This is a genomic window from Dyella marensis (genome assembly GCF_900112865.1).
Classification (GTDB): domain Bacteria; phylum Pseudomonadota; class Gammaproteobacteria; order Xanthomonadales; family Rhodanobacteraceae; genus Dyella_D; species Dyella_D marensis_A.
On sequence record NZ_FONH01000014.1, the window covers coordinates 1 to 20,404 of the forward strand.

Annotated in this window: 22 protein-coding genes; 5 read left to right on the forward strand and 17 right to left on the reverse strand. The window is 68.6% G+C overall.

From position 1 onward, the window contains the following. The first annotated feature begins 133 nt into the window (after positions 1–133). Complete coding sequence (locus tag BM172_RS15870; protein WP_026636829.1) at positions 134–2,059, forward strand: DNA repair helicase YoaA; 1,926 nt, start codon at positions 134–136, stop codon at positions 2,057–2,059. A gap of 66 nt (positions 2,060–2,125) precedes the next feature. On the opposite strand, the gene BM172_RS15875 is transcribed toward BM172_RS15870, so the two are convergent. The 3 genes from BM172_RS15875 to BM172_RS15885 form a co-directional block, all read right to left on the reverse strand. Beyond that, positions 2,126–3,385, reverse strand: coding sequence for an RNA polymerase sigma factor (locus BM172_RS15875; RefSeq protein ID WP_026636828.1), 1,260 nt, complete (start codon positions 3,383–3,385; stop codon positions 2,126–2,128). A gap of 228 nt (positions 3,386–3,613) precedes the next feature. Continuing rightward, positions 3,614–4,036, reverse strand: coding sequence for a VOC family protein (locus tag BM172_RS15880; protein ID WP_026636827.1), 423 nt, complete (start codon positions 4,034–4,036; stop codon positions 3,614–3,616). A gap of 29 nt (positions 4,037–4,065) precedes the next feature. Further along, the gene (locus BM172_RS15885; protein WP_026636826.1) at positions 4,066–4,497 is read right to left on the reverse strand and encodes a YciI family protein; all 432 of its coding nucleotides are present in this window, start codon (positions 4,495–4,497) and stop codon (positions 4,066–4,068) included. Positions 4,498–4,724: 227 nt separating this feature from the next. On the opposite strand from BM172_RS15885, the gene tsaB reads away from it, so the two are divergent. Continuing rightward, the gene (gene tsaB, locus BM172_RS15890) at positions 4,725–5,414 is read left to right on the forward strand and encodes a tRNA (adenosine(37)-N6)-threonylcarbamoyltransferase complex dimerization subunit type 1 TsaB (RefSeq protein ID WP_026636825.1); all 690 of its coding nucleotides are present in this window, start codon (positions 4,725–4,727) and stop codon (positions 5,412–5,414) included. 3 nt (positions 5,415–5,417) lie between these two features. Here tsaB and BM172_RS15895 read toward each other — a convergent pair whose 3' ends face one another. Then, the gene (locus BM172_RS15895) at positions 5,418–6,443 is read right to left on the reverse strand and encodes a YeiH family protein (protein ID WP_026636824.1); all 1,026 of its coding nucleotides are present in this window, start codon (positions 6,441–6,443) and stop codon (positions 5,418–5,420) included. A gap of 89 nt (positions 6,444–6,532) precedes the next feature. Between BM172_RS15895 and BM172_RS15900 the strand changes: the two genes are divergently transcribed. Continuing rightward, positions 6,533–7,414 carry a LysR family transcriptional regulator gene (locus BM172_RS15900; protein ID WP_026636823.1) on the forward strand — a complete coding sequence of 294 codons (882 nt, stop codon included), beginning with the start codon at positions 6,533–6,535 and terminating at the stop codon, positions 7,412–7,414. Between the two features lie 150 nt (positions 7,415–7,564). Here BM172_RS15900 and ptsP read toward each other — a convergent pair whose 3' ends face one another. The 12 genes from ptsP to BM172_RS15960 form a co-directional block, all read right to left on the reverse strand. Then, on the reverse strand, positions 7,565–9,295 hold the full coding sequence (ptsP, locus tag BM172_RS15905; RefSeq protein WP_026636822.1) for a phosphoenolpyruvate--protein phosphotransferase: 1,731 nt from the start codon (positions 9,293–9,295) through the stop codon (positions 7,565–7,567). 102 nt (positions 9,296–9,397) lie between these two features. Further along, a complete protein-coding gene (locus BM172_RS15910) occupies positions 9,398–9,667 on the reverse strand; it encodes an HPr family phosphocarrier protein (protein WP_026636821.1) in 270 nt (89 codons plus the stop codon). Then, complete coding sequence (locus tag BM172_RS15915; protein ID WP_026636820.1) at positions 9,660–10,052, reverse strand: PTS sugar transporter subunit IIA; 393 nt, start codon at positions 10,050–10,052, stop codon at positions 9,660–9,662. The genes BM172_RS15910 and BM172_RS15915 overlap by 8 nt, the downstream gene beginning before the upstream one ends. A 37-nt stretch (positions 10,053–10,089) precedes the next feature. Further along, a complete protein-coding gene (gene rapZ, locus BM172_RS15920) occupies positions 10,090–10,992 on the reverse strand; it encodes an RNase adapter RapZ (protein WP_051549192.1) in 903 nt (300 codons plus the stop codon). 5 nt (positions 10,993–10,997) lie between these two features. After that, positions 10,998–11,948: an HPr(Ser) kinase/phosphatase gene (gene hprK, locus BM172_RS15925; protein ID WP_026636818.1), complete on the reverse strand. Its 951-nt coding sequence runs from the start codon at positions 11,946–11,948 to the stop codon at positions 10,998–11,000. 154 nt (positions 11,949–12,102) lie between these two features. After that, positions 12,103–12,429 (reverse strand): ribosome hibernation-promoting factor, HPF/YfiA family, encoded by a 327-nt coding sequence (hpf, locus tag BM172_RS15930; RefSeq protein WP_026636817.1) that lies wholly within the window; start codon positions 12,427–12,429, stop codon positions 12,103–12,105. 158 nt (positions 12,430–12,587) lie between these two features. Beyond that, positions 12,588–14,048, reverse strand: coding sequence for an RNA polymerase factor sigma-54 (locus tag BM172_RS15935; protein WP_026636816.1), 1,461 nt, complete (start codon positions 14,046–14,048; stop codon positions 12,588–12,590). A gap of 152 nt (positions 14,049–14,200) precedes the next feature. Further along, on the reverse strand, positions 14,201–14,920 hold the full coding sequence (lptB, locus tag BM172_RS15940) for an LPS export ABC transporter ATP-binding protein (RefSeq protein WP_026636815.1): 720 nt from the start codon (positions 14,918–14,920) through the stop codon (positions 14,201–14,203). A gap of 3 nt (positions 14,921–14,923) precedes the next feature. After that, positions 14,924–15,493 (reverse strand): lipopolysaccharide transport periplasmic protein LptA, encoded by a 570-nt coding sequence (lptA, locus tag BM172_RS15945; RefSeq protein WP_231504259.1) that lies wholly within the window; start codon positions 15,491–15,493, stop codon positions 14,924–14,926. Positions 15,494–15,497: 4 nt separating this feature from the next. After that, complete coding sequence (gene lptC, locus BM172_RS15950) at positions 15,498–16,100, reverse strand: LPS export ABC transporter periplasmic protein LptC (RefSeq protein ID WP_026636813.1); 603 nt, start codon at positions 16,098–16,100, stop codon at positions 15,498–15,500. After that, positions 16,097–16,642, reverse strand: a complete 546-nt coding sequence (locus BM172_RS15955; RefSeq protein ID WP_026636812.1) for a KdsC family phosphatase — start codon at positions 16,640–16,642, stop codon at positions 16,097–16,099. Before BM172_RS15955 ends, lptC begins: the two co-directional genes overlap by 4 nt. A 112-nt stretch (positions 16,643–16,754) precedes the next feature. Continuing rightward, positions 16,755–17,768: a KpsF/GutQ family sugar-phosphate isomerase gene (locus BM172_RS15960; protein WP_026636811.1), complete on the reverse strand. Its 1,014-nt coding sequence runs from the start codon at positions 17,766–17,768 to the stop codon at positions 16,755–16,757. Between the two features lie 260 nt (positions 17,769–18,028). On the opposite strand from BM172_RS15960, the gene BM172_RS15965 reads away from it, so the two are divergent. Together BM172_RS15965 and murA are read left to right on the forward strand one after the other, a co-directional pair. Then, positions 18,029–18,268 carry a BolA family protein gene (locus BM172_RS15965; RefSeq protein WP_026636810.1) on the forward strand — a complete coding sequence of 80 codons (240 nt, stop codon included), beginning with the start codon at positions 18,029–18,031 and terminating at the stop codon, positions 18,266–18,268. Between the two features lie 40 nt (positions 18,269–18,308). Beyond that, entirely contained in the window at positions 18,309–19,568 is a 1,260-nt protein-coding gene (murA, locus tag BM172_RS15970; protein ID WP_026636809.1) for a UDP-N-acetylglucosamine 1-carboxyvinyltransferase, read from the forward strand. Between the two features lie 75 nt (positions 19,569–19,643). Here the strand turns inward: murA and BM172_RS15975 are convergent, their stop codons facing one another. Continuing rightward, a complete protein-coding gene (locus tag BM172_RS15975; protein WP_026636808.1) occupies positions 19,644–20,357 on the reverse strand; it encodes a DUF3108 domain-containing protein in 714 nt (237 codons plus the stop codon). Positions 20,358–20,404 lie beyond the last annotated feature (47 nt).

Sequence of the window (20,404 nt, forward strand, 5' to 3'; positions counted from 1 at the left end):
ATGTTGGGGTTACGGGCTGCATCGGCAGCCCGCCCTTCGGGCCATCCGCTACGCGGATGTTCGCTACGGCATCCTGCCTTCGCAGTCGCCTGCGGCGCACCCCAACCTACGACGATCAGCGATACTTGCCGGCATGACCGATTCCGACATATCTGCGCTGCTCGGCGCGGATGGCCCCTTCGCCCGTGAACTGCCGAATTTCGCTCCTCGTGCCGCCCAGCAGGCGATGGCGCGGGCGGTGGAGCATGCGATTGCCGAGCGCGAGACGTTGATCGCGGAGGCAGGCACGGGCACCGGCAAGACCTATGCGTACCTGGTGCCGGCGCTGTTGTCGGGCGAGCGGGTGATTGTTTCGACGGGTACCAAGGCGCTGCAGGATCAGCTGTATTTCCGCGATCTGCCGAAGGTGCGTTCGGTGCTCGGTGCGCGGCTGAAGACGGCGCTGTTGAAGGGGCGAGCCAATTACCTCTGTCTTTATCGACTCGACCAGACCGTGCGCGAGGGGGCGAGCTTCGATCGCCTGCAGGCTTCGCAGCTGGCGGCGATTCGCGCCTGGTCGGCGCGTACGAAGCAAGGCGATCGCATGGAGCTGGCGGAGGTGCCGGAGGAATCGCCGATGTGGCCGCGCGTCACCTCGACGCCGGAAAACTGCCTAGGCGTGGAATGCCCGTTCTTCGACGACTGCCACGTGGTGAAGGCGCGGCGCGAGGCGCAGGAAGCGGACCTGGTGGTGGTGAATCATCATTTGCTGTTCGCCGACCTGGCGCTGAAGCAGGAAGGCTTCGGCGAGATCCTGCCGGGCGCGCAGGCCTTCATCCTGGACGAGGCGCACCAGGTGCCGGAGCTGGCGGGGCAGTTCTTTTCGCAGAGCATCAGCGCGCGGCAGCTGACCGAGCTGGCGCAGGACGCGCTGGGCGAGTGCAACGGCATCACCGGCGCGATCGGGCTGGTGCTGGAGCCAGTGGAGTCGCTGCGCGAGGCGGTGCGCAAGCTGCGCCTGGCGCTGGATGCCTTGCCGGAGCGTGGGCCGTTCCATCTGCTGGAACAGTCCTCGACGGTGCGCGAGGCATTGCACGATGTGCGTGAACTGCTCGCCGCGCTGACCGACGTGCTCGCCTCGCAGGCCGAACGCTCGCGCGGCTTCGCCAATGCGCACGAGCGCGCGGCGCTATACAGCGAACGGCTGGATCGCATCGTCGAGCAGGCGAACGAGCAGGACGTGCGCTGGTACGAGCTGTTTCCGCGCGGCTTCGCCCTGCACGCCACGCCGCTGGATCTGGCCGCGCCGATGCGCGCGCTGCGCGAGCGTGCGCAGGCGGCGTGGATCCATACCTCGGCGACGCTGTCGGTGGCAGGGCAGTTCGGGCATTTCGCGCGGCAGCTGGGGCTGGACGATCCGGTGACGCTGAGCCTTGAGAGCCCGTTCGACTACGCACGCCAGGCGCTGTGCTATCTGCCGCCGGCGCTGCCGGATCCCTCCGCCCGCGACTACACCGAACGCGTGGTCGACGCGGTGCTGCCGGTGCTGCACGCCTCCAACGGCCGCGCCTTCCTGCTGTTCACCTCGCATCGCGCCCTGCGCCGCGCGGCGGAGCTGCTGGAAGGGCGCGTGCCGTGGCCGCTGTTCGTGCAGGGCACCGCGCCGCGGCATCGCCTGCTGGAGGATTTCCGCGCCAGCGGGCATGGCGTGCTGCTCGGCGCGGCCAGTTTCTGGGAAGGCGTGGACGTGGCCGGCGAGGCGCTGAGCGTGGTGGTGATCGACAAGCTGCCGTTCGCCGCGCCGGACGACCCGGTGCTGCAGGCGCGGCTGGATGCGCTGGAGCAGGCGGGCATCAATCCGTTCATGGGCTGGCAGGTGCCGAGCGCGGTGATCGCGCTGAAGCAGGGCGTGGGGCGGCTGATCCGCGACGTGCACGATCGCGGCGTGCTGGTGCTGTGCGATCCGCGCTTGAGTACGAAGGGTTACGGACGTCTGTTTCTGGCGAGTCTGCCGCCGATGCCGCGGACCAAGGAATTGGGCGACGTGCAGGCGTTCTTTGCCGAGACAACGACGATGTAGGTTGGGGTGATAACCCCAACATCGCGTGGCGCCCATCGGGCCGAATGTTGGGGTTGTCACCCCGACCTACTCGCAGGCTCTGGCCCGTTCCAACAGAAGGTCTTTCTCGCGCGCATTGCGCGTCAGCGATGCGGCGCGTTCGAACTCGCGCTTCGCTTCTTCCGTACGGCCCAGCTTGCGCAGCAGGTCGCCGCGTACGCTGGGCAACAGGTGGTAGTTCTTCAGCGAGGGCTCGCTGACCAGCCCCTCGACGATCGCCAGTGCGGCCGCCGGACCTGCGGCCATCGAAACGGCTACCGCGCGGTTGAGCTCGACCACCGGCGACGGCGCGATCTGCGCCAGCTCGGCGTACAGCGTGGCGATGCGGCGCCAGTCGGTGGCTTCGGCGGTGCGGGCGCGGGCGTGGCAGGCGGCGATCGCGGCTTGGCTGGTGTAGATGCCGCGCTGTTCCGACAGGCGTTCGGCGCGTTCCAGCGAGGCGAGGCCGCGGCGGATCAGCAGGCGGTCCCACTGCGCGCGGTTCTGCTCCAGCAGCAGGATCGGTTCGCCGGTCGGGCCGGTGCGGGCCTTGGCGCGCGAGGCCTGGATTTCCATCAGCGCGGCCAGGCCGTGGACTTCCGGCTCGCGCGGCGCGAGTTCGGCCAGCACGCGGCCCAGGCGCAGGGCTTCGTCGCACAGGGCGGGGCGCATCCAGTCGTCGCCGGCGGTGGCCGAATAGCCTTCGTTGAAGATCAGGTAGATGACGCCGAGCACCGAGCCCAGCCGTTCGTGCAGTTCCTCGCCGCGCGGCACTTCGAACGGCACCTTGGCCTCGGCCAGCGTGCGCTTGGCGCGCACGATGCGCTGGGCCACGGTGGCCTCGGGCACCAGGAAGGCGCGCGCGATTTCGTCGGTGGTGAGGCCGCCGAGCAGGCGCAGGGTGAGCGCGACGCGCGCGTCCATCGACAGCACCGGATGGCAGGCGGTGAACACCAGCCGCAGCATGTCGTCGCCGATATGGTCGTCGGCAGCCAGTTCCACTTCCGAATAGGCCGGCTCCTGGTCCAGCTCCAGGTCGCGGCCGATCTCCTCGTGTTTGCGCTCCTGCAGCTTGTGCCGGCGCAGGCGGTCGATCGCGCGATGCTTGGCGGTGGTCATCAGCCAGGCGCCGGGGTTGTCCGGCACGCCGCCCGTGGGCCATTGCTCCAGCGCCGCCACCAGCGCGTCCTGGGCCAGTTCCTCGGCCAGGCCGACGTCGCGCACCATGCGGGCGAGGCCGGCGATGAGCTTGGCCGATTCGATGCGCCAGACGGCGTCGATGGTGCGGTGGATGTGGGAGGCGGTCATGGGGGGCGATCAGAGCACCCTGGCGTCTCAGGACGCAAGACGCCGGCAGGTGAAGCCCCTCTCCCTCCGGGAGAGGGGGTGGGGTGAGGGTACGGGCGGAGTGGTGCGCCCCACTTCGCCCGTACCCTCATCCGCCTGCCGGCACCTTCCTCGCTCCTCAAAGCAGGGCACATCCATGTGCCCTCCCCGCGTGCTCCCGGAGGGAGAAGGGTTCACTCTCGTGCGTTGTTACTGCTGCTGCATGGTCAGGATCATCCAGTCCACGCCGAACTTGTCGGTGAGCATGCCGAAGCTGGAGGTGAAGAAGGTCTTGTCCAGCGGCATGGTGATCTTGCCGCCTTCGGCCAGCGCGTCGAAGCGCTTGCGCGCCTCGGCGTCGGTGGCGCAGGTGAGCGAGAGCGAGAAGCCGCTGAAGGCGGTCTTGCCGCTGTTGAAGCCGTCGGTGGCCATGACCGTGGTCTCACCGATGCGGAAGGCCGAATGCATGACCTTGTCCTCGAAGCCCGGCGCCGGCGTGCAGCCTTCCTGCGGCGACACGGGGCTGTCCTTGTAGCGCATCAGCATGTCGACCTTGGCGTCGACCGCCTGCTTGTAGAACTCGATGGCTTCATCGCAACGGCCTTCGAAATGGAGGTAGGGCTGGACGATCATGGGCATGGCTCCTGGTGTGTGGATGAGGGTCAGTGCGTGGTGCGGGCGGCGACTTCGGCGCGCAGGCGTTCTTCCTGCTCGCGCAATTCGGGCGTGAACTCGGCGCCGAAATCCTCGGCTTCGAAGACGCGGCGGATTTCGATGTCCGATTCGCCTTCGAACGGATTCGGGCAGCGCTTCACCCATTCGATGGCTTCTTCCAGCGATTTCACCTGGATCAGCCAGAAGCCGGCGATCAATTCCTTGGTCTCGGCGAACGGGCCGTCGATCACTGTGCGCTGGCTGCCGGAGAAGCGCACGCGGGCGCCGCGCGAACTCGGGTGCAGGCCTTCGCCGGCGAGCAGGACGCCGGCCTTGACCAGCTCCTCGTTGTACTTGCCCATGGCGGTGAGGATCGCTTCGCTCGGCATCACGCCGGCTTCGGAATCCTGGGTGGCGCGGACCATCAGCATGAAACGCATGGGGGTATCTCCTGTGTCGGTGTGCCTGGAGACCACGCGGCGGGTCTCTTGCCTAGGCGACGAACGACGCAGAGGGAAATCGACATGGGCCATGCCCTGCGATGCTGAACCGCACGAATGACGCCGCCGCTACGCCCGGAATCGTCCCGGCCGCGCCCGCCGCGCGCCCCGCGCAGGCGCTGTGATGGGCGACCTGGCGCTACGCCAGCCGTTACCATGGTGGTCTTATGAATCTGCTTGCCATCGAAACCTCCACCGAAGCCTGCTCCGTCGCCCTGGTCCACGGCGACCAGGTGATCGCCCGCAGCGAGATTGCCCCCCGCCGCCACGCCGAACTGGTGCTGCCCATGGCCGACAGCCTGCTGGCCGAGGCCGGCCTGGCCCGCCATGCGCTGGATGCGATCGCGGTCGGCCGCGGGCCGGGCGCCTTCACCGGCGTGCGCCTGGCCATTTCACTGGCGCAGGGCATGGCGCTGGCGCTGGACCGGCCGGTGGTGACGGTGTCGTCCCTGGCGGCGCTGGCGCTGGAGGCGCCGGAAGGCGAGGGCGCGATCCTGGCGGTGATCGACGCGCGCATGGGCGAGATCTATGCGGCCAGTTATCGGCGCGACGACCTGGGCGAGCTGGTCGCGCTGGACGATGAGCGGGTGTGCGCGCCGGACGCGCTGGTCGTGCCGCCCGCAGCGGGCTGGCATGTGGTCGGATCAGGCTGGGCGACCTATGCCGGCGTGCTGCGCGAGCGGATCGACGGGCCGGTGCTGTCCGAGCGCGGCCACTGCTTCCCACAGGCCGAGCATGTGGCGGAGTTGGCGGTGCGTGAATTCCAGGCCGGCCATGCGCTGGCGCCGGAGCTGGCCCTGCCGGTGTATCTGCGCGACAAGGTCGCGCTTACCCTGGTCGAGCAGGGTAAGGCGTAAGCCTCAGAGCTGCCCGATCGCCAACTGCACCAGCAGGCTGCTGATCGACACCGCAGCCCACACGCCCAGTCCCAGCAGGATCGGCCGCGCGCCGGTCGAGGCCATGCGGCGCAGGTTGGCCGAGAGGCCGATCGCGGTCAGCGCCACGATGATCAGGAATTCGGCAGCCATGTGGATCGCCGGCTGGATCGCGGCCGGGATCAGGCCTGCGGTGCGCAGGCCCGAGGCGACCAGGAACCACAGGATGAACCACGGAAAGATCCTGGCGAGGCTGAAATCGCTCGCACCCTGTTTCTTTTCGCGCCAGGCCACCAGCAGGGCCAGCACCAGGCAGATCGGGATGATCAGCGTCGCACGGGTCAGCTTGACGATGGTGGCGTAGTCGCCGGCCGCCTTACTGAAGCTGTAGCCGGCCGCGACCACGGAGGAGGTGTCGTTGATCGCCGTGCCGGCCCACAGGCCGAAGCCCAGGTCCGACAGGTGCAGCACGTGCCCCAGCAGCGGGAACAGCAGCACCGCGACCAGGTTGAACAGGAAGATGGTGGAGATGGCGAAGGCCGTATCGTGCTCATCGGGCTTGATGATCGGCGTCACCGCGGCAATCGCCGAGCCGCCGCAGATGGCGGTGCCGACGCCGATCAGGATCTTCAGCTTGTCGTGCACCTTCAGCGCACGGCCCAGGCCCCAGGCAGCCAGGAAGGCCACGGTGATGGTGACCAGGGTGACCGACAGCGATTCCAGGCCGGTGCGGGCGACCTGGTCCAGGCTGAGGCCGAAGCCCAGCGCGATGATCGACCACTGCAGCACCTGCTTGCCGGCGAACTGGATGCCCGGGGTATAGGTGCCACCCGGCGCGAACAGGTTGCGCACCAGGATGCCCAGCACGATGCCGAACACCGGACCGCCCACCAGCGGCGCCAGCCGGCCCAGGCCCAGGGCCGCCAGGGCGATCACGACCGCCAGGAGCAGCCCGGGCGTGCGCTGGCCGAAGGAGGGTGAAGGGGCGGCGGGGATGGTGGTGGCGCTCATGCGGGGCATTCCTTGAAGACGCCGCATTGTCTGGCCGCTGGTCAATCAGTAAAACTTTAAATATCTGATCGATGGCATAAGATTGACTGATGATCAATATCAGCCCCCGGCAGCTCGAGGTCTTCGTGCAGATCGCCCGCCTGGGCAGCGTCCGCGCCGCCGCCGAGGCCCTGCACCTGACCCAGCCGGCCGCGAGCATGGCCCTGGCCGAGATGGAGCGGCAGCTGGGCGCCCCGGTGTTCGCCCGCGAGCGGGGCCGGCTGCGCCTGAACGTGCGCGGCCGCGAACTGCTGCCGCTGGCGCAGGAGCTGCTGGAGCGCTACGCCGAATTCGGCCGGCTCGGTCGCGGCGGCGCGGCGTCGCTGGGCGGCGAGCTACGCATCGGCGCCAGCAATACGGTCGGCAATTACCTGGTCGGCGATCTGCTGGGCGATTTCGTGCGCGCCCATCCGCAGGTGGCGATCCGCCTGCGCGTGGCGAATACGGATGCGATCGCCGCCGCGCTGCTGGCGCACGAGTTGGACGTGGGCTGCGTGGAAGGGCCGGTGGCGCATCCGGCCCTGGAGATGGAGCCCTGGCGCGACGACATCCTGGTCGTTTGCGCCTCGCCCGACCATCCGCTGGCGCGCCGTGGGCAGTTGCGTCCGCAGGACTTCGCCGGCGCGCGCTGGGTGCTGCGCGAACCCGGCTCGGCCACCCGCGCCAACAGCGAACGCGTGCTGGCGCAGCTGCCGCCGGGCGAGACGGCGCTGGAGCTGGACCAGATCGAGGCGATCAAGCAGGCCGTGGTGGCGGGGCTGGGCATCGCCTGCCTGCCGGCGGTGGCGGTCACCGATGCCTTGGCGACCGGGCGGCTGGAAGCGCTGCACACGCCGTTCCTGGATCTGCGCCGCAAGCTGTTCCTGCTGACGCACCGGGAGAAGTATCGCGGTGCGTTGCTGGATGCGTTTCTGGAGAATGCGCGGGCGTGAGGGGTAAGCCCCTCTCCCTCCGGGAGAGGGGTTGGGGTGAGGGTGCGGGCGGAGCGCAAGAGTGACGTGCACCGCTCCGGCCGAACCCTCATCCGGCTGCCGCCACCTTCTCCCGGTGGGAGAAGGATTCAACTCTTGAGCGGAGAGGGCTCAGCAGGTAATGCGCGACAGCAGATCTTCCGCCTCTTCGTGCGTCCGGCACCGCAGGATCGCCGGCGCCAGCCGGCGCAGTCCCTTGTGATTGAGCGAGGCGATGCGGTCGCGCACGTGCAGCAGCTGGCTGGAGTGCATACTGAATTCGCACAGGCCCAGGGCCAGCAGCAGGGCGGTGAACTTGGTGTCGCCGCCGATCTCCCCGCACAGGCTGACCGGCTTGCCGGCGCGGCGGCCGCTGGTGATCACGTAGGAGATCAGCCGAAGCAGGGCTGGCTGCAGCGGGTTGTAGATGTTGTCGAGCGCGTCGTTGCCGCGGTCCGAGGCCAGCACGTACTGCGCCAGGTCGTTGGTGCCGATGGCGAGGAAGTCGGCGTGTTCCAGCAGCGAGCGCACATTGATGGCGGCCGCCGGCACTTCGATCATCGCGCCGAGCTGCAGTTTCTCCGGCAGGTCGACGTTCTCGCGCTTCAGGTCCTGGCGCGCCAGCTTGAACAGCGTGCGCACCGCGATCAGCTCGTCCGGCTGGGTGATCATCGGCACCAGCACGCGCACCGGGCCGTAGCAGGCGGCGCGCAGGATGGCGCGGATCTGCGTGGTGAACACCGCCGGATAACGCAGCGACAGGCGCACGCCGCGCACGCCGAGCGCGGGGTTTTCCTCGCCGCGCAGCGCCAGGCCGGCGGCGTCGGCCTTGTCGGCGCCCAGGTCCAGCGTGCGGATGGTCACCGGCAGGCCGCCCATGCCCAGCACCAGGTCGCGGTAGGCGATGAACTGCTCGTCCTCGGACGGCAGGCCCTTGTGGCGCAGGAACAGGAATTCGGTGCGATACAGGCCGACGCCGTCGGCGCCGCGGGCGCGCGCCATGGCGATGTCGGTGGTGGTCTCGGCGTTGGCGAGCAGGCGGATGTCGGTGCCGTCGCGCGTGCGCGTCGGCGCATTCGCCAGCGAGGCCAGGCGGCGGCCTTCCTGCTGCGCCTCGCGCTGCCAGGCGCGGTAGCGCGCCAGGTCCTGCGCGGTGGGATGCACCACCGCCTCGCCGCGTTCGGCGTCGAGCAGGATCAGGTCGTCGTCGTGGATGGTGGCGAGCGCGTCGCGCACGCCGACCAGCATCGGCAGGTCCAGGCTGCGCGCGAGGATCGCGCTGTGCGAATACGGGCTGCCGGAACTGGCCACCACGCCGAGCAGGCCGTTGCCGGCCAGGTGCGCCATGTCGGCCGGCGCGATGGTGTCGGCGATCAGGATCTCGCCCACGCGCGCGGCGAGCTTGCGCTCCTCGCGGCTGGTCTGGCGCTGCAGGGCGGAGATGACGCGGTTGATGACCTGGTCGACGTCTTCCTTGCGGCTGCGCAGGTAGGGATCGTCCATCGCCTCGAACACGGCGGCGAGGCGGTCGCGCTGTTTCTTCAGCGCCGCGCCGGGACGGTAGTGGCCGATGCGCACCAGGTCGTCGAGGCCGCGCAGCAGTTCCTGGTCGTCCAGCAGCAGGCTGTGCGCGTCGATGAACTCGTTGACCTCGCGCGCCAGCGCGCCGTGCAGCTTGCCGCGCAGTTCGCGCAGTTCCTGGCGGGCGGTGTCGAGGGCGCGGTGCAGCTTCTCCAGCTCGACGTCGACCTCGTCCTCGCCCAGCGGCCGCGTGTCGACCAGGTACCGGCTCGGCTGCACCAGGCGGGCGCGGCCCAGGGCCATGCCGCGCGAGGCGTTGGAGCCGGGCAGCACGTGCCTCATGCGCGGGCTCCATGCCGGGCGCGTGGCGACGAAGCCGGCGGCGCGCCTTGCGGCGTGCGGCGATTCAAGCTTCGTGTCCTACGTGCCATGGCCAGCTCCACATCAGGCTCCTTCGTCGAACTTCCGGTCGAACAGATCCACCACCGCATCGAGCGCCTGCTGCTCGTCCGCGCCTTCGACACGCACCATCAGCGGCGTGCCGATGCCGGCGGCCAGCATCATCACGCCCATGATGCTTTGCGCATTGACCTCGCGGCCCTTGCTGATCAGCCATACGGTGGATTTGAAACCCTGCACCAGCTGCACCAGCTTGGCCGATGCGCGGGCGTGCAGCCCCAGTTTGTTGGATACGACAATCTCTTTTTCAAGCATGGTCGATGAAGATTCCTCCGCGCCCGCCGCTGGCGGCGACTTCCGCCAGTTCGTCGAGCGGCTTCTCGGCATAGTTGAGTACGCGCAGCAGCATCGGCAGGTTGAGGCCCGAGACGCAGCGCAGGTGGACGCCGAGCTTGCCCAGCGACAGGCCGATGTTGCACGGCGTGGCGCCGTACAGGTCGGCCAGCACCAGGACGCCGTCGCCGGTGTCCAGGTCGCGGGCGTGCTTGGCGGTAAGGGTGCGCATCACGTCGGGATCGGCCGAGGGCGGCACTTCCACCGCCTCGACCTGCAGCGGCAGCTTGGGCAGTACGTGGTGGGCGGCGGAGATCAGCGCCTGGCCGACCGCCTCGTGGGTCATCAGCAGCACGCCGACGCTCATGGCCGGATCCCTGCGCTAAGGAAAAGGTAGGCCTTCATCACTCGAGCTCGCGATGGAAGGTGAGGGCGCCTTCGTGCCGCGCCCGGTAGTGGGCGGCCAGGCGCTCCACCAGGTAGACCGAGCGATGCCGGCCGCCGGTGCAGCCGATCGCCACGGTGACATAGCTGCGGTCGTCGGAGGCGAAGCGCGGCAGCCAGGCGTCGAGCCAGCGCACGGTATCGTCGAAGTACTCCTCGACCAGCGGCTGCGACTCCAGGTATTCGCGCACCGGCGCGTCCTTGCCCGAGAGCGGGCGCAGGCGCGGTTCCCAGTGCGGATTGGGCAGGCAGCGCGCATCGAACACGAAGTCCGCATCCAGCGGCAGGCCGCGGCGGTAGGCGAACGAGGTGAACATCAGGGTGAGGCCGTCGGTTGCCTGCGCGTAGTCGGTGGCGATCAGGCGGCGCAGCTGGTGCACGTTCAGTTCGCTGGAATCGATCACCTTCTCGGCGATGGCGATCAGCGGGCGCAGCAGCTTGCGTTCTTCGGCGATGGCATCGGACAGCGACAGGCCGAGCACCGACAGCGGATGGCGCCGGCGCGTTTCCGAATAGCGCTTGATCAGCACTTCGTCGCGGCAGTCGATGAAGACCAGGTGCACCTGCACGCCCGCCGCCGCCAGCTCGGACAGCACGGTGGGCATGCGCAGGAAATCCTCGCCGCGGTTGCGCACGTCCACGCCCACCGCGATGTTCTGCCGACGCCCGGCGACCGCGCCGTGGCTCACCGCGGCGACCAGCTCGGGCAGCAGCGCGGTGGGCAGGTTGTCGACGCAGTAGAACTCCAGGTCTTCCAGCGCGCGCAGCGCCACGGTCTTGCCGCCGCCGGACATGCCGGTGAGCACGATCAGGTGGATCGCGTCGGGCTGGTGGATATCGGAGGTCAGGAAAGCATTGCTCATGCGGATCACCACGGGGGCAGGCGGCGCATCTGATGGGCCTGCCGGTCGATGAAGGTCTGGGCCGGATCGATGCCCTTGCTCTTCAACATATGGTTGCGTACCGCCGCTTCCACCAGCACCGCGAGGTTGCGGCCGGGCGCGACGGGAATCGTGATCATCGGCACCGGCACTTCGAAGATGTCGCGGTGGCCGACGTCGCCGGTGAGACGGGTGAGGCCGTCGGTGTCCTCGCCTTCGCGCATCGGCTTGAGATGCACCACCAGGCGCAGGTACTTGGATGGCTTGACGGCGGTGTGGCCGAACATCTCGCGCACGTTGAGCACGCCCAGGCCGCGCACTTCGAGCAAGTCCTGCAGCAGCTCGGGGCAGGTGCCGTCGATCACGTCGGGCGCGATCAGGGTGAATTCGGTGGCGTCGTCGGCGACCAGGCGGTGGCCGCGGCTGATCAGTTCCAGCGCCAGCTCGCTCTTGCCCGAACCGGATTCGCCGGTGATCAGCACGCCGATCGAGAACACTTCCAGGAACACGCCGTGCAGGGTGACCTTCGGCGCCAGCATGCGCGCCAGGTGGTACTGCATCCAGGTGAACAGCTCATGCCCGCGCTTGGAGCTGATCCACAGCGGGGTATTGGTTTCCTCGGCGACTTCGCGCAGGTCGGACGGGATCGCCTGGTCCTTGGTGACGATCATCGCCACCGGCTGGTAGGCGGCGATCTTGTTGATCGCCTCCCAGCGCTGGCGGGAATCGAGGCTGTCGAGGTAGTTCAGCTCCTCGGTGCCGATGATCTGGATCTTGTTCGGATAGATGACGTTGAGGTAGCCGATCAGCGAGGGACGCCGCGAGGCGGTCACCCCGCGCTCGAGCACCCGCGATTCGCCACGCATGCCGGCGACCCAGCGCAAGGCCATGCGCTCGTGCACGCCATCGTAGAGTTGTCGGGCGGTAAGCCGGTCCAAACCGAGTCCTTTGCACCGCGTGATGGCCGATGGGGGCCGGCGGCGTTGGCGCACATTGTGCCAGTTCGGGCGATTTGGTGCCCCGCAATATGAAGGGCATGGCGGGCGGTTCGGGGATGGCCCGCCCCGGCGAGGCGGGGCGGGCCGGCGAGGCTCAGCCGTACTGGCGTTCCTCGCGCACTTCGCGCTGGTGCTTGTCGCATACCTTGTCGCGGTGCTTGCGCAGCTGCGCCACGAGCTTGTCGAACATGGTGTCGATCGAGACGTACATGTCCGATTCGGTGGCTTCCGCATGGAGCGGTGCGGCGCCGGGGACCTTGAGCGTGCCTTCGCAGCGTTGCTGGAGCTTGTCGACCGAGAGGACGACGCTCAATTCGAGGAGTCTGCTTTCGAGGCGGGTAAGTCGCTCACAGTGGCCGTTCACGCGTTCGCGAAGGGCCGGGGTGATCTCGATCTTCTGGCCGCTGAGCTGGACTTGCATGGTGCGCCTCCTCTGGTACTGCCGCATGACGCGGCGTGGGTCGATGCGCCGGTGCCGGTCGGTCGCCGACACATCACTGTCGTCTCTTGGTATGGGGACGCTTTCCGTCCCGCCAAGTTCCCCGCCCGGGTGCAAATGCCACCGGCGGCTGATCTGGATCAGCCGGCCCGCTGGCGTTCGCTGGAGCTGGGAATTCGCATGGCCTCCCGATATTTGGCGACGGTCCGGCGCGCCACCTGGATGCCCTTGCGGTGCAATTCCTCGGCGATGGCCTGGTCGGACAGGGGTTTGCGCGGGTCTTCCGCGTCGATGAGCTTGCGCAGCATGGCCTGGATGGCGGTGGCCGAAGCGCTGCCGCCGTCCTCCGTGGACACGCCACTGGAGAAGAAGTGCTTGAGTTCGAAGGTGCCGCGCGGCGTATGGATGTACTTGCGCGTGGTGACGCGGGAAATGGTGGACTCGTGCATGCCCACTTCCTCCGCCACTTCGCGCAGCACCAGCGGATGCATCGCTTCCGGGCCGTAGTCGAGGAAGGCGCTCTGCCGGCGCACGATCGCCTCGGCCACCTTGAGCAGGGTCTCGGCGCGCGATTCCAGGCTCTTGATCAGCCAGCGCGCCTCCTGCAGCTGGCCGCGCATCCAGCTGGCGTCTTCGCCGCGGGCCTGTGCGATCAGGTTGCAGTAGTGCTGGTTGAGGCCGAGCCGCGGCTGGCAGTCCGGATTGAGGCTGACGCGCCAGCGGCCGCCGTCCTTGCGCGCGTAGACATCCGGCGCGACGTATTCGACCGGGGTGACGTCCAGCGCGGCGCCCGGGCGCGGGTCGAGGCTGCGGATCAGCACCGTGGCGGCGTGGGTTTCTTCCTCGCTGGCACGCAGGCGGCGCGACAGGCGCACGATGTCGTTGCGCGCCAGCAGTTCCAGCTCGCTGTCGACGATGCGCAGGGCCAGCTCGCGCTGCGGCAGCTCGGGATCGAACTGCTCCAGCTGCACACGCAGGCAGTCGCGCAGGTCCAGGCTGGCCACGCCGGTGGGATCGAAGCGCTGTACCTGGCGGCGCACGGCGTCGACTTCCTCGACCGTGGCCTTGAGGTCCGCCGGCACCGCGGCGGTGACCGATTCCAGCGTCTCGCCCAGGTAGCCGTCCGCGTTGAGCGCATCGATGATGATCGCGGCGATGGTGCGCTCGCGCAGGCTCAGGTGGGTGAGGTTGAGCTGCCACAGCAGGTGTTCCTGCAGGGTCTCGGGCGCGGCGTTCTGCGGTTCGAAGTGGTCCTCGTCGCCGCCGCTGCTGCGGCTGCCGCCGGCGGAGGAGAAATCGATGGGTTCCTCGGCGCTGCCGCCGGACTCGCTCCAGTCGGCCGGCTCGTCGCCGCTGTCGCCGTCGTTCGCCGAGGTGGCGGCTTCGGCGGGGGCGTCGAAGCTGGCGGCTTCGCCGTCGCTCTCGCCGTCGCCCTCGTTGGCGGCGTCTTCCGAGAACTCCAGCAGGGGGTTGCTCTCGGCGATCTGGCGCAGCTCTGCCTCCAGCTCCAGTTGCGACAGCTGCAAGAGGCGGATCGCCTGCTGCAATTGCGGCGTCAGGGTGAGCTGTTGGTTAAGGCGAAACTGCAGTCCGGGTTTCATGCCACTGTGTCGAATGAGCTCATGGGTTTGGATGAGCTTCGGGGCATCCTAACCCCCAAGGGGGAAGGGCGGCCATAGGTTGCCGCCGATCCTTGCGTAGGCCGAATGGCTGAATGTGACGGCGCGCGCGCTGGCGCGCCGTCGGGCATGCCTTACAGACGGAATTCGCGGCCCAGGTACACTTCGCGCACCTTCTCGTCGGCCAGGATGTGCGCCGGCGTACCGCGCGAGAGCACCTCGCCGTCGTTGAGGATGTAGGCGCGATCGCAGATGCCGAGCGTCTCACGTACGTTGTGATCGGTGATGAGCACACCGATGCCGCGCTCCTTCAGATGCCGCACGATGCGCTGGATCTCGCCGACGGAAATCGGATCGACGCCGGCGAAGGGCTCGTCCAGCAGCATGTAGCGCGGCTCGGCGGCCAGCGCGCGGGCGATCTCCACGCGGCGGCGCTCGCCGCCGGAGAGGCTGATGCCGCGCTGGTCGGCGATGTGGGCGATCTTCAGCTCGTCGAGCAGGCTCTCCAGCTCGCCGGCGCGCTGCTTGGCGCTGAGGTTCTCGCGCAGTTCCAGCACGGCCATGATGTTGTCGGCCACGGTGAGGCGGCGGAACACCGAAGGTTCCTGCGGCAGATAGCCGATGCCCAGCTTGGCGCGCGCATGCATGGGCAGGCCGGTGATGTCGTACTTGTCGAGCTTGATCGTGCCGGCGTCGGCCTCGATCAGGCCCACCACCATGTAGAAGCAGGTGGTCTTGCCGGCGCCGTTGGGACCGAGCAGGCCCACCACCTCGCCCTCGCGGATGGAAAAGGCGAAGTCACGCACCACCTGGCGCGTGCGGAAGCGTTTCTGCAGGCCTTCGGCGGACAGCATCGATTATTTACCCTCGACCTTCTGGCCTTCAGCCGGCTTCTGGCCCTCGGCCGGCTTGGCAGCCTCGGCGGGGGCGGCAGGCTTCGGCTTGGGCAGGAAGGTGCCGTGCACCAGGCCGTCGCCGCCGGACTCGCCGGTGATCAGGCTGGTATCGGTGTTGTAGGTGATCTTGTCGCCGTGGAATTCACCGCGACCCTGCTGGGTCACCTTGGCGTTGCCGGTGAGCACGGCGATGCCGTTGATGTTGTCGTAATCCAGCTGGGCGGCGTCGCCCTGCATCAGGTTGTTGTTCTCGTCCAGCTGCTGGATGTGGGCCGGGCTGCCGGTGACCACCACGCGCGAGATCTGGGTGTCCTTGTCCAGGTACACCTTGGCCTCGGCGCCGGTGATCAGCAGCGTGCCCTGGGTCAGCTTCACGTTGCCGCTGAGCGTGGTGATGCTGTTGGGCGCGTTGTAGGCGTTGGTGGACTTCGCGGTGAAATCCATCGGCTTGCTGCGATCGTCCTTCTTGGCGAAGGCGACGGCCGGCAGCAGGGCGAGGGCGGCCAGCGCGAGCAGGAGGCGGCTGCCCATGAGGTCAGGACTTCCGTTTGCGCGGCGGGAACGAGCCGTGGCTGTCATCGAGCAGCTCCAGGTGATTGTCAGTGAGGTTGGCACGCATGCCGACGCCGCTCATTCTACTTGCGCCTTGGGTCAACTGTGCCGGCTCGGCCGTTTCCATGCGGTTCTCCTTCGGCCAGGCGGTGACCTCGGAGGTGTGCAGCTCGGCCTGCGGCGTGTCGCCGTAGGCGGGACGATGCATGTAGACCGGCCCCTGCAGCTTCAGCAGGCTGCCGCTCTTGTCCACCCAGCCGTAGCGGGATTCGCCCTGCCAGTCCGGCACGCCGGGATCCTTGGCGGGCAGCTGGAACCTGGGCGAGTCGATGTAGAGGGAATCGTCGCCTTCGCGGCGGTCCAGCCGCGGGCCGGTGACGCGGAAGCTGGGGCGGCCGTCCTCGCCGTACACGTAGCCCTTGAAGTCGGCCAGCGTGTAGCCCGAGCGGGGCGGGCCGATGAAGTCGTTGGCCTTGGGCGCCGGCGCCAGCCACCACAGCAGCAGCTGGCTGAACACGGCGGCGGCGCCGACCAGGACGATCGCGACCGTCAGCCGACGGTCGCGCAGGTACTCGCGCAGACTCACTGCCAGCGCCCCCGTTCGGACTCGGCCTTGCCCTGGGCCAGCAGGATCAGGTCGCACACTTCGCGCGCGGCGCCCAGGCCGCCGGTCTTGCCGGTGCGCCAGTGTGCCTGCTCGGCGACCCACGGATGGGCGTTGGCCACCGCCACGGCCAGGCCGGCCTGGCGCATCGGCGGCAGGTCGGGCAGGTCGTCGCCGATGAAGGCGGCCTGTTCGGCGTCCAGGCCAAGTGCGGCCAGCAGTTCGCGGAAGCAGGCCAGCTTGTCGCTCTGGCCCTGGTAGACGTGGGCGATCTTCAGCTCCTCGGCGCGCAGCGCGACCGGGTGGCTGATGCGCGCGGTGATCAGCGCCACCTCCACGCCGTGCGACTGCAGCAGCTTCAGGCCCAGCCCGTCGTGGACATGGAACACCTTGGTCTCGCGGCCGTCCTCGCCGTACCACAGGCGGCCGTCGGTCAGGGTGCCATCCACGTCGAAGACCGCGAGCCGGATCCTGGCGGCGCGGGCGAGCAGTTCGGCGGGCAGATGGTCGAGGTAATGGGCCACGGGGAGGTCTGGTCAGGGACTTGAGGAAAGGCCGGGCCGATGGCCCGGCCGGCAGAACGCATGAGCCGGCGAAACGTTGTCCGGCGGCGCGGTCGCCCGCGCCAGCCCGCCATCACACCACGCGCGCACGGAGCAGATCGTGAATGTTCAGCGCGCCGACCACCCGCTGCCGCTCGTCCACCACCAGCAGGGCGTGGATCTGGTGTTTCTCCATCATCTGCGCGGCCTCGATCGCCAGCTTGTCGGCGCCGATGGTCTTGGGACCGCGGGTCATCAGCTCGGCTACGGTGGCGCCGCGCAGGTCCACGTCCTCGTCGTCCAGGGCGCGGCGCAGGTCGCCGTCGGTGAACACGCCGAGCAGGCGGCGCTCGGCGTCGACCACGGCGGTCATGCCCAGGTGCTTGCGGGTCATTTCCATCAGTGCCGCGGTGAGCGAGGCATCCGGTGCCACCACCGGGATGCCCTCGCCGGTGTGCATCACGTCGCCGATGTGCAACAGCAGGCGGCGCCCCAGGCTGCCGGCCGGGTGCGAGCGGGCGAAATCCTCGGAGGTGAAGCCGCGCGCTTCGAGCAGGGCGATCGCCAGCGCGTCGCCCATCACCAGCGCGGCGGTGGTGCTGGCGGTCGGGGCCAGGCCCAGCGGGCAGGCTTCGGCCGAAATGCTTGCATCCAGGTGCACGTCGGCCTGGTCGGCCAGGGAGGAGCGCTCGTTGCCGGTTATGGCGATCAGCGGAATGCCCTGGCGCTTGAGCACCGGCAGGATGAACAGCACCTCGTCGGTCTCGCCGGAATTGGACAGGGCCAGCACGATGTCCTGCGGCAGGATCATGCCCAGGTCGCCATGGCTGGCCTCGCCCGGGTGCACGAAGAACGCCGGCGTGCCGGTGGAGGCGAGGGTAGCGGCGATCTTGCGCCCCACGTGGCCGGACTTGCCCATGCCGGTGACCACCACGCGCCCGGCGCAGCCCAGGATCATGCGGCAGGCCTCCACGAAGGAGGGGCCGATGCGCGGTTCCAGCGCGCGGATCGACGCCGCCTCGGTGGCGATCACCGTGCGGGCGCTGCGCACCAGGGCATCGGCGTCGAGCAGGGCGGGCTTGGCGGGCGGGGCGACGTGGACGTTCATGCGTTCTCGGGTTGGCGGGCCGTGCGGCGGGGCTGGCCGGTTCGGCGGGCGGGATGACCTGGAGGCTTCCCGTTCAATTCAAAGGTTTGGCTGCGACGAAACCGGGCCGGCGGACGGCGCATCGTTTCTGTGACAGCGGATTTCCATTACCATGGCATATTCGCATTTTATCGTCACGGTCGACGCCGATGTGGTCCTGATGGAGGATTCCCGGGAACATTCGGCGCCGTCTACGACGAGTGACCCCCGACTGGAACCCCATGGACGCTGCCACCATACAGGCAATGATCGAACAAGGCCTGCCCGGTGCGCAGGCGCAAGTCTCCGGTGACGATGGCGTGCATTTCGAGGCGGAAGTGGTGGCGGCGCAGTTCGCCGGCAAGCTCCCGCTGGCCCGCCACCGGCTGGTCTACGGCACGCTCGGCGAACTGATGGGCGGCGCGATCCACGCGCTGGCGCTGAAGACCCTGACCCCCGAGGAAGCCGCGGCGCGCCGCTGACGGCCGTCGCCCGGTTTCAAGAACACCCCCAAGGACAAGAATGGCCAAGATCCTGATCAGCGGCGGCGTGCCGCTCAACGGCGAGGTCGGCATTTCCGGCGCCAAGAACGCGGTGCTGCCGATCCTCGCTTCCTGCCTGCTCGCCGACGAGCCGGTGACCATCAGCAACGTGCCGCACCTGCACGACGTCACCACCTTCATCGAGCTGCTCGGCCGGATGGGCGTGCAGCTGGTGCTGGACGACCGCATGAAGATGCACGTCGACCCGCGCTCCACCGACCGCCACGTGGCGCCGTACGACCTGGTGCGCACCATGCGCGCCTCGATCCTGGTGCTGGGTCCGCTGGTGGCGCGCTTCGGCCAGGCCGAGGTCTCGCTGCCCGGCGGCTGCGCGATCGGCTCGCGTCCGGTGGACCAGCACATCCGCGGCCTGCAGGCGCTGGGCGCCGACGTCAGCGTGGAGAACGGCTACATCAAGGCCAAGGCCAGCCGCCTGAAGGGCGCGCGCATCGCCATGGACATGGTCACCGTCACCGGCACCGAGAACATCATGATGGCGGCGGCGCTGGCCAACGGCACCAGCATCATCGAGAACGCCGCGCAGGAACCGGAAGTGGTCGACCTGGCCAACTGCCTGATCGCCATGGGCGCGCAGATCGAAGGCGCCGGCACTTCCACCCTCACCATCCACGGCGTCGAGCGCCTGCACGGCGCGCAGTACGAAGTGCTGCCGGACCGCATCGAGACCGGCACCTTCCTGGTCGGCGCGGCCATGACCGGCGGCAAGGTGCGTGCCCGCAACGCGCGCGCCAACACGCTCGACGCGGTGCTGGCCAAGCTGGAAGACGCCGGCGCGCACATCAATACCGGCCCGGACTGGATCGAGCTGGACATGCAGGGCCGCCGTCCGAAGGCGGTCAACATCACCACCGCGCCGTACCCGGCGTTCCCCACCGACATGCAGGCGCAGTTCACCGCGCTCAACTGCGTGGCCGAGGGCGTGGGCGTGATCACCGAGACGGTGTTCGAGAACCGCTTCATGCATGCGCACGAGCTGCAGCGCCTGGGCGCGGACATCCGCCTGGAAGGCAACACCGCGATCATCAAGGGCGTGGACAAGATGAGCGGCGCGCCGATCATGGCCACCGACCTGCGCGCTTCGGCCTGCCTGGTGCTGGCCGGCCTGGTCGCGGACGGCGACACCACGGTGGACCGCGTGTATCACATCGATCGCGGCTACGAGAACATCGAGGAAAAGCTCGGCGTGCTGGGCGCAAGGATTCGCCGCCTGCCGTCCTGAGCGAACGAAAAAAGCCGGCGTCGACGCCGGCTTTTTTTACAGAAGGGAGTGCGCTGTCCGCGCGCTCCCTTTTTTTTACCGGCCGGTCTTGTAGCTCACCAGCTGCAGGGTGAGGCCGCCGCCGTCGCTCTGCGTCAGCTTCACCGGCACCGGGTATTTCTGCGGCACATACCAGGCGCTGAAGCTCTGGTCCTTGTCGGTGCGCTCCACGCGCTGCGCCTTGAAGCTGCCGGCCGGCACTTTCACGTCGTCGTTGCCGGCCACCTTGAACTGCTGGTTTTCCACATTGCGCTTGACCGCCACCGGCAGGCTCACCGTCTGCTTGCCGTCGTGCAGGGCCAGGCCGATCGCATAAGGCGCGGTGTTGCGGTCGACCAGGCCCGGCGTGGCGGCGTAGGTTTCGGCGCCCTTGCCGTCGTCGACGCTGACCTGGTTGGCGTTCCAGTCGACGCGGGTGGTGCGCTGCTTGCTCTTGATCGCCGCGTTCATGCGGTAGTCGTAGGCCACCGTCTCCGGCGCGTTGTTGTTCCAGCGGAAGCGCGTGGTTTCGCTGGAGCTGGCGCCCAGCGCCGCGGCCAGACCGCCGGTGCCGCGGGTCTGGTTGCTGTATTCCCAGCCGAGCGCGGTGGACTTGAGGCTGATCACGGCTTCGCCGATCACCTGGTCGCCTTGCAGGACCTGGTAGGTCGCGGTGAACGGCGTCGGTGTGGTGGCCGCGAACGCAGTGGCGGCGGAAACCGCCAGCGCGAGGCCGGCGAAGAACTTGCGGGGGGAGGGGAGGATAGCCATGGCGGGGCAGTCTACGCGCGCTGGCTGAATGCCTTGTTGAGATCCGC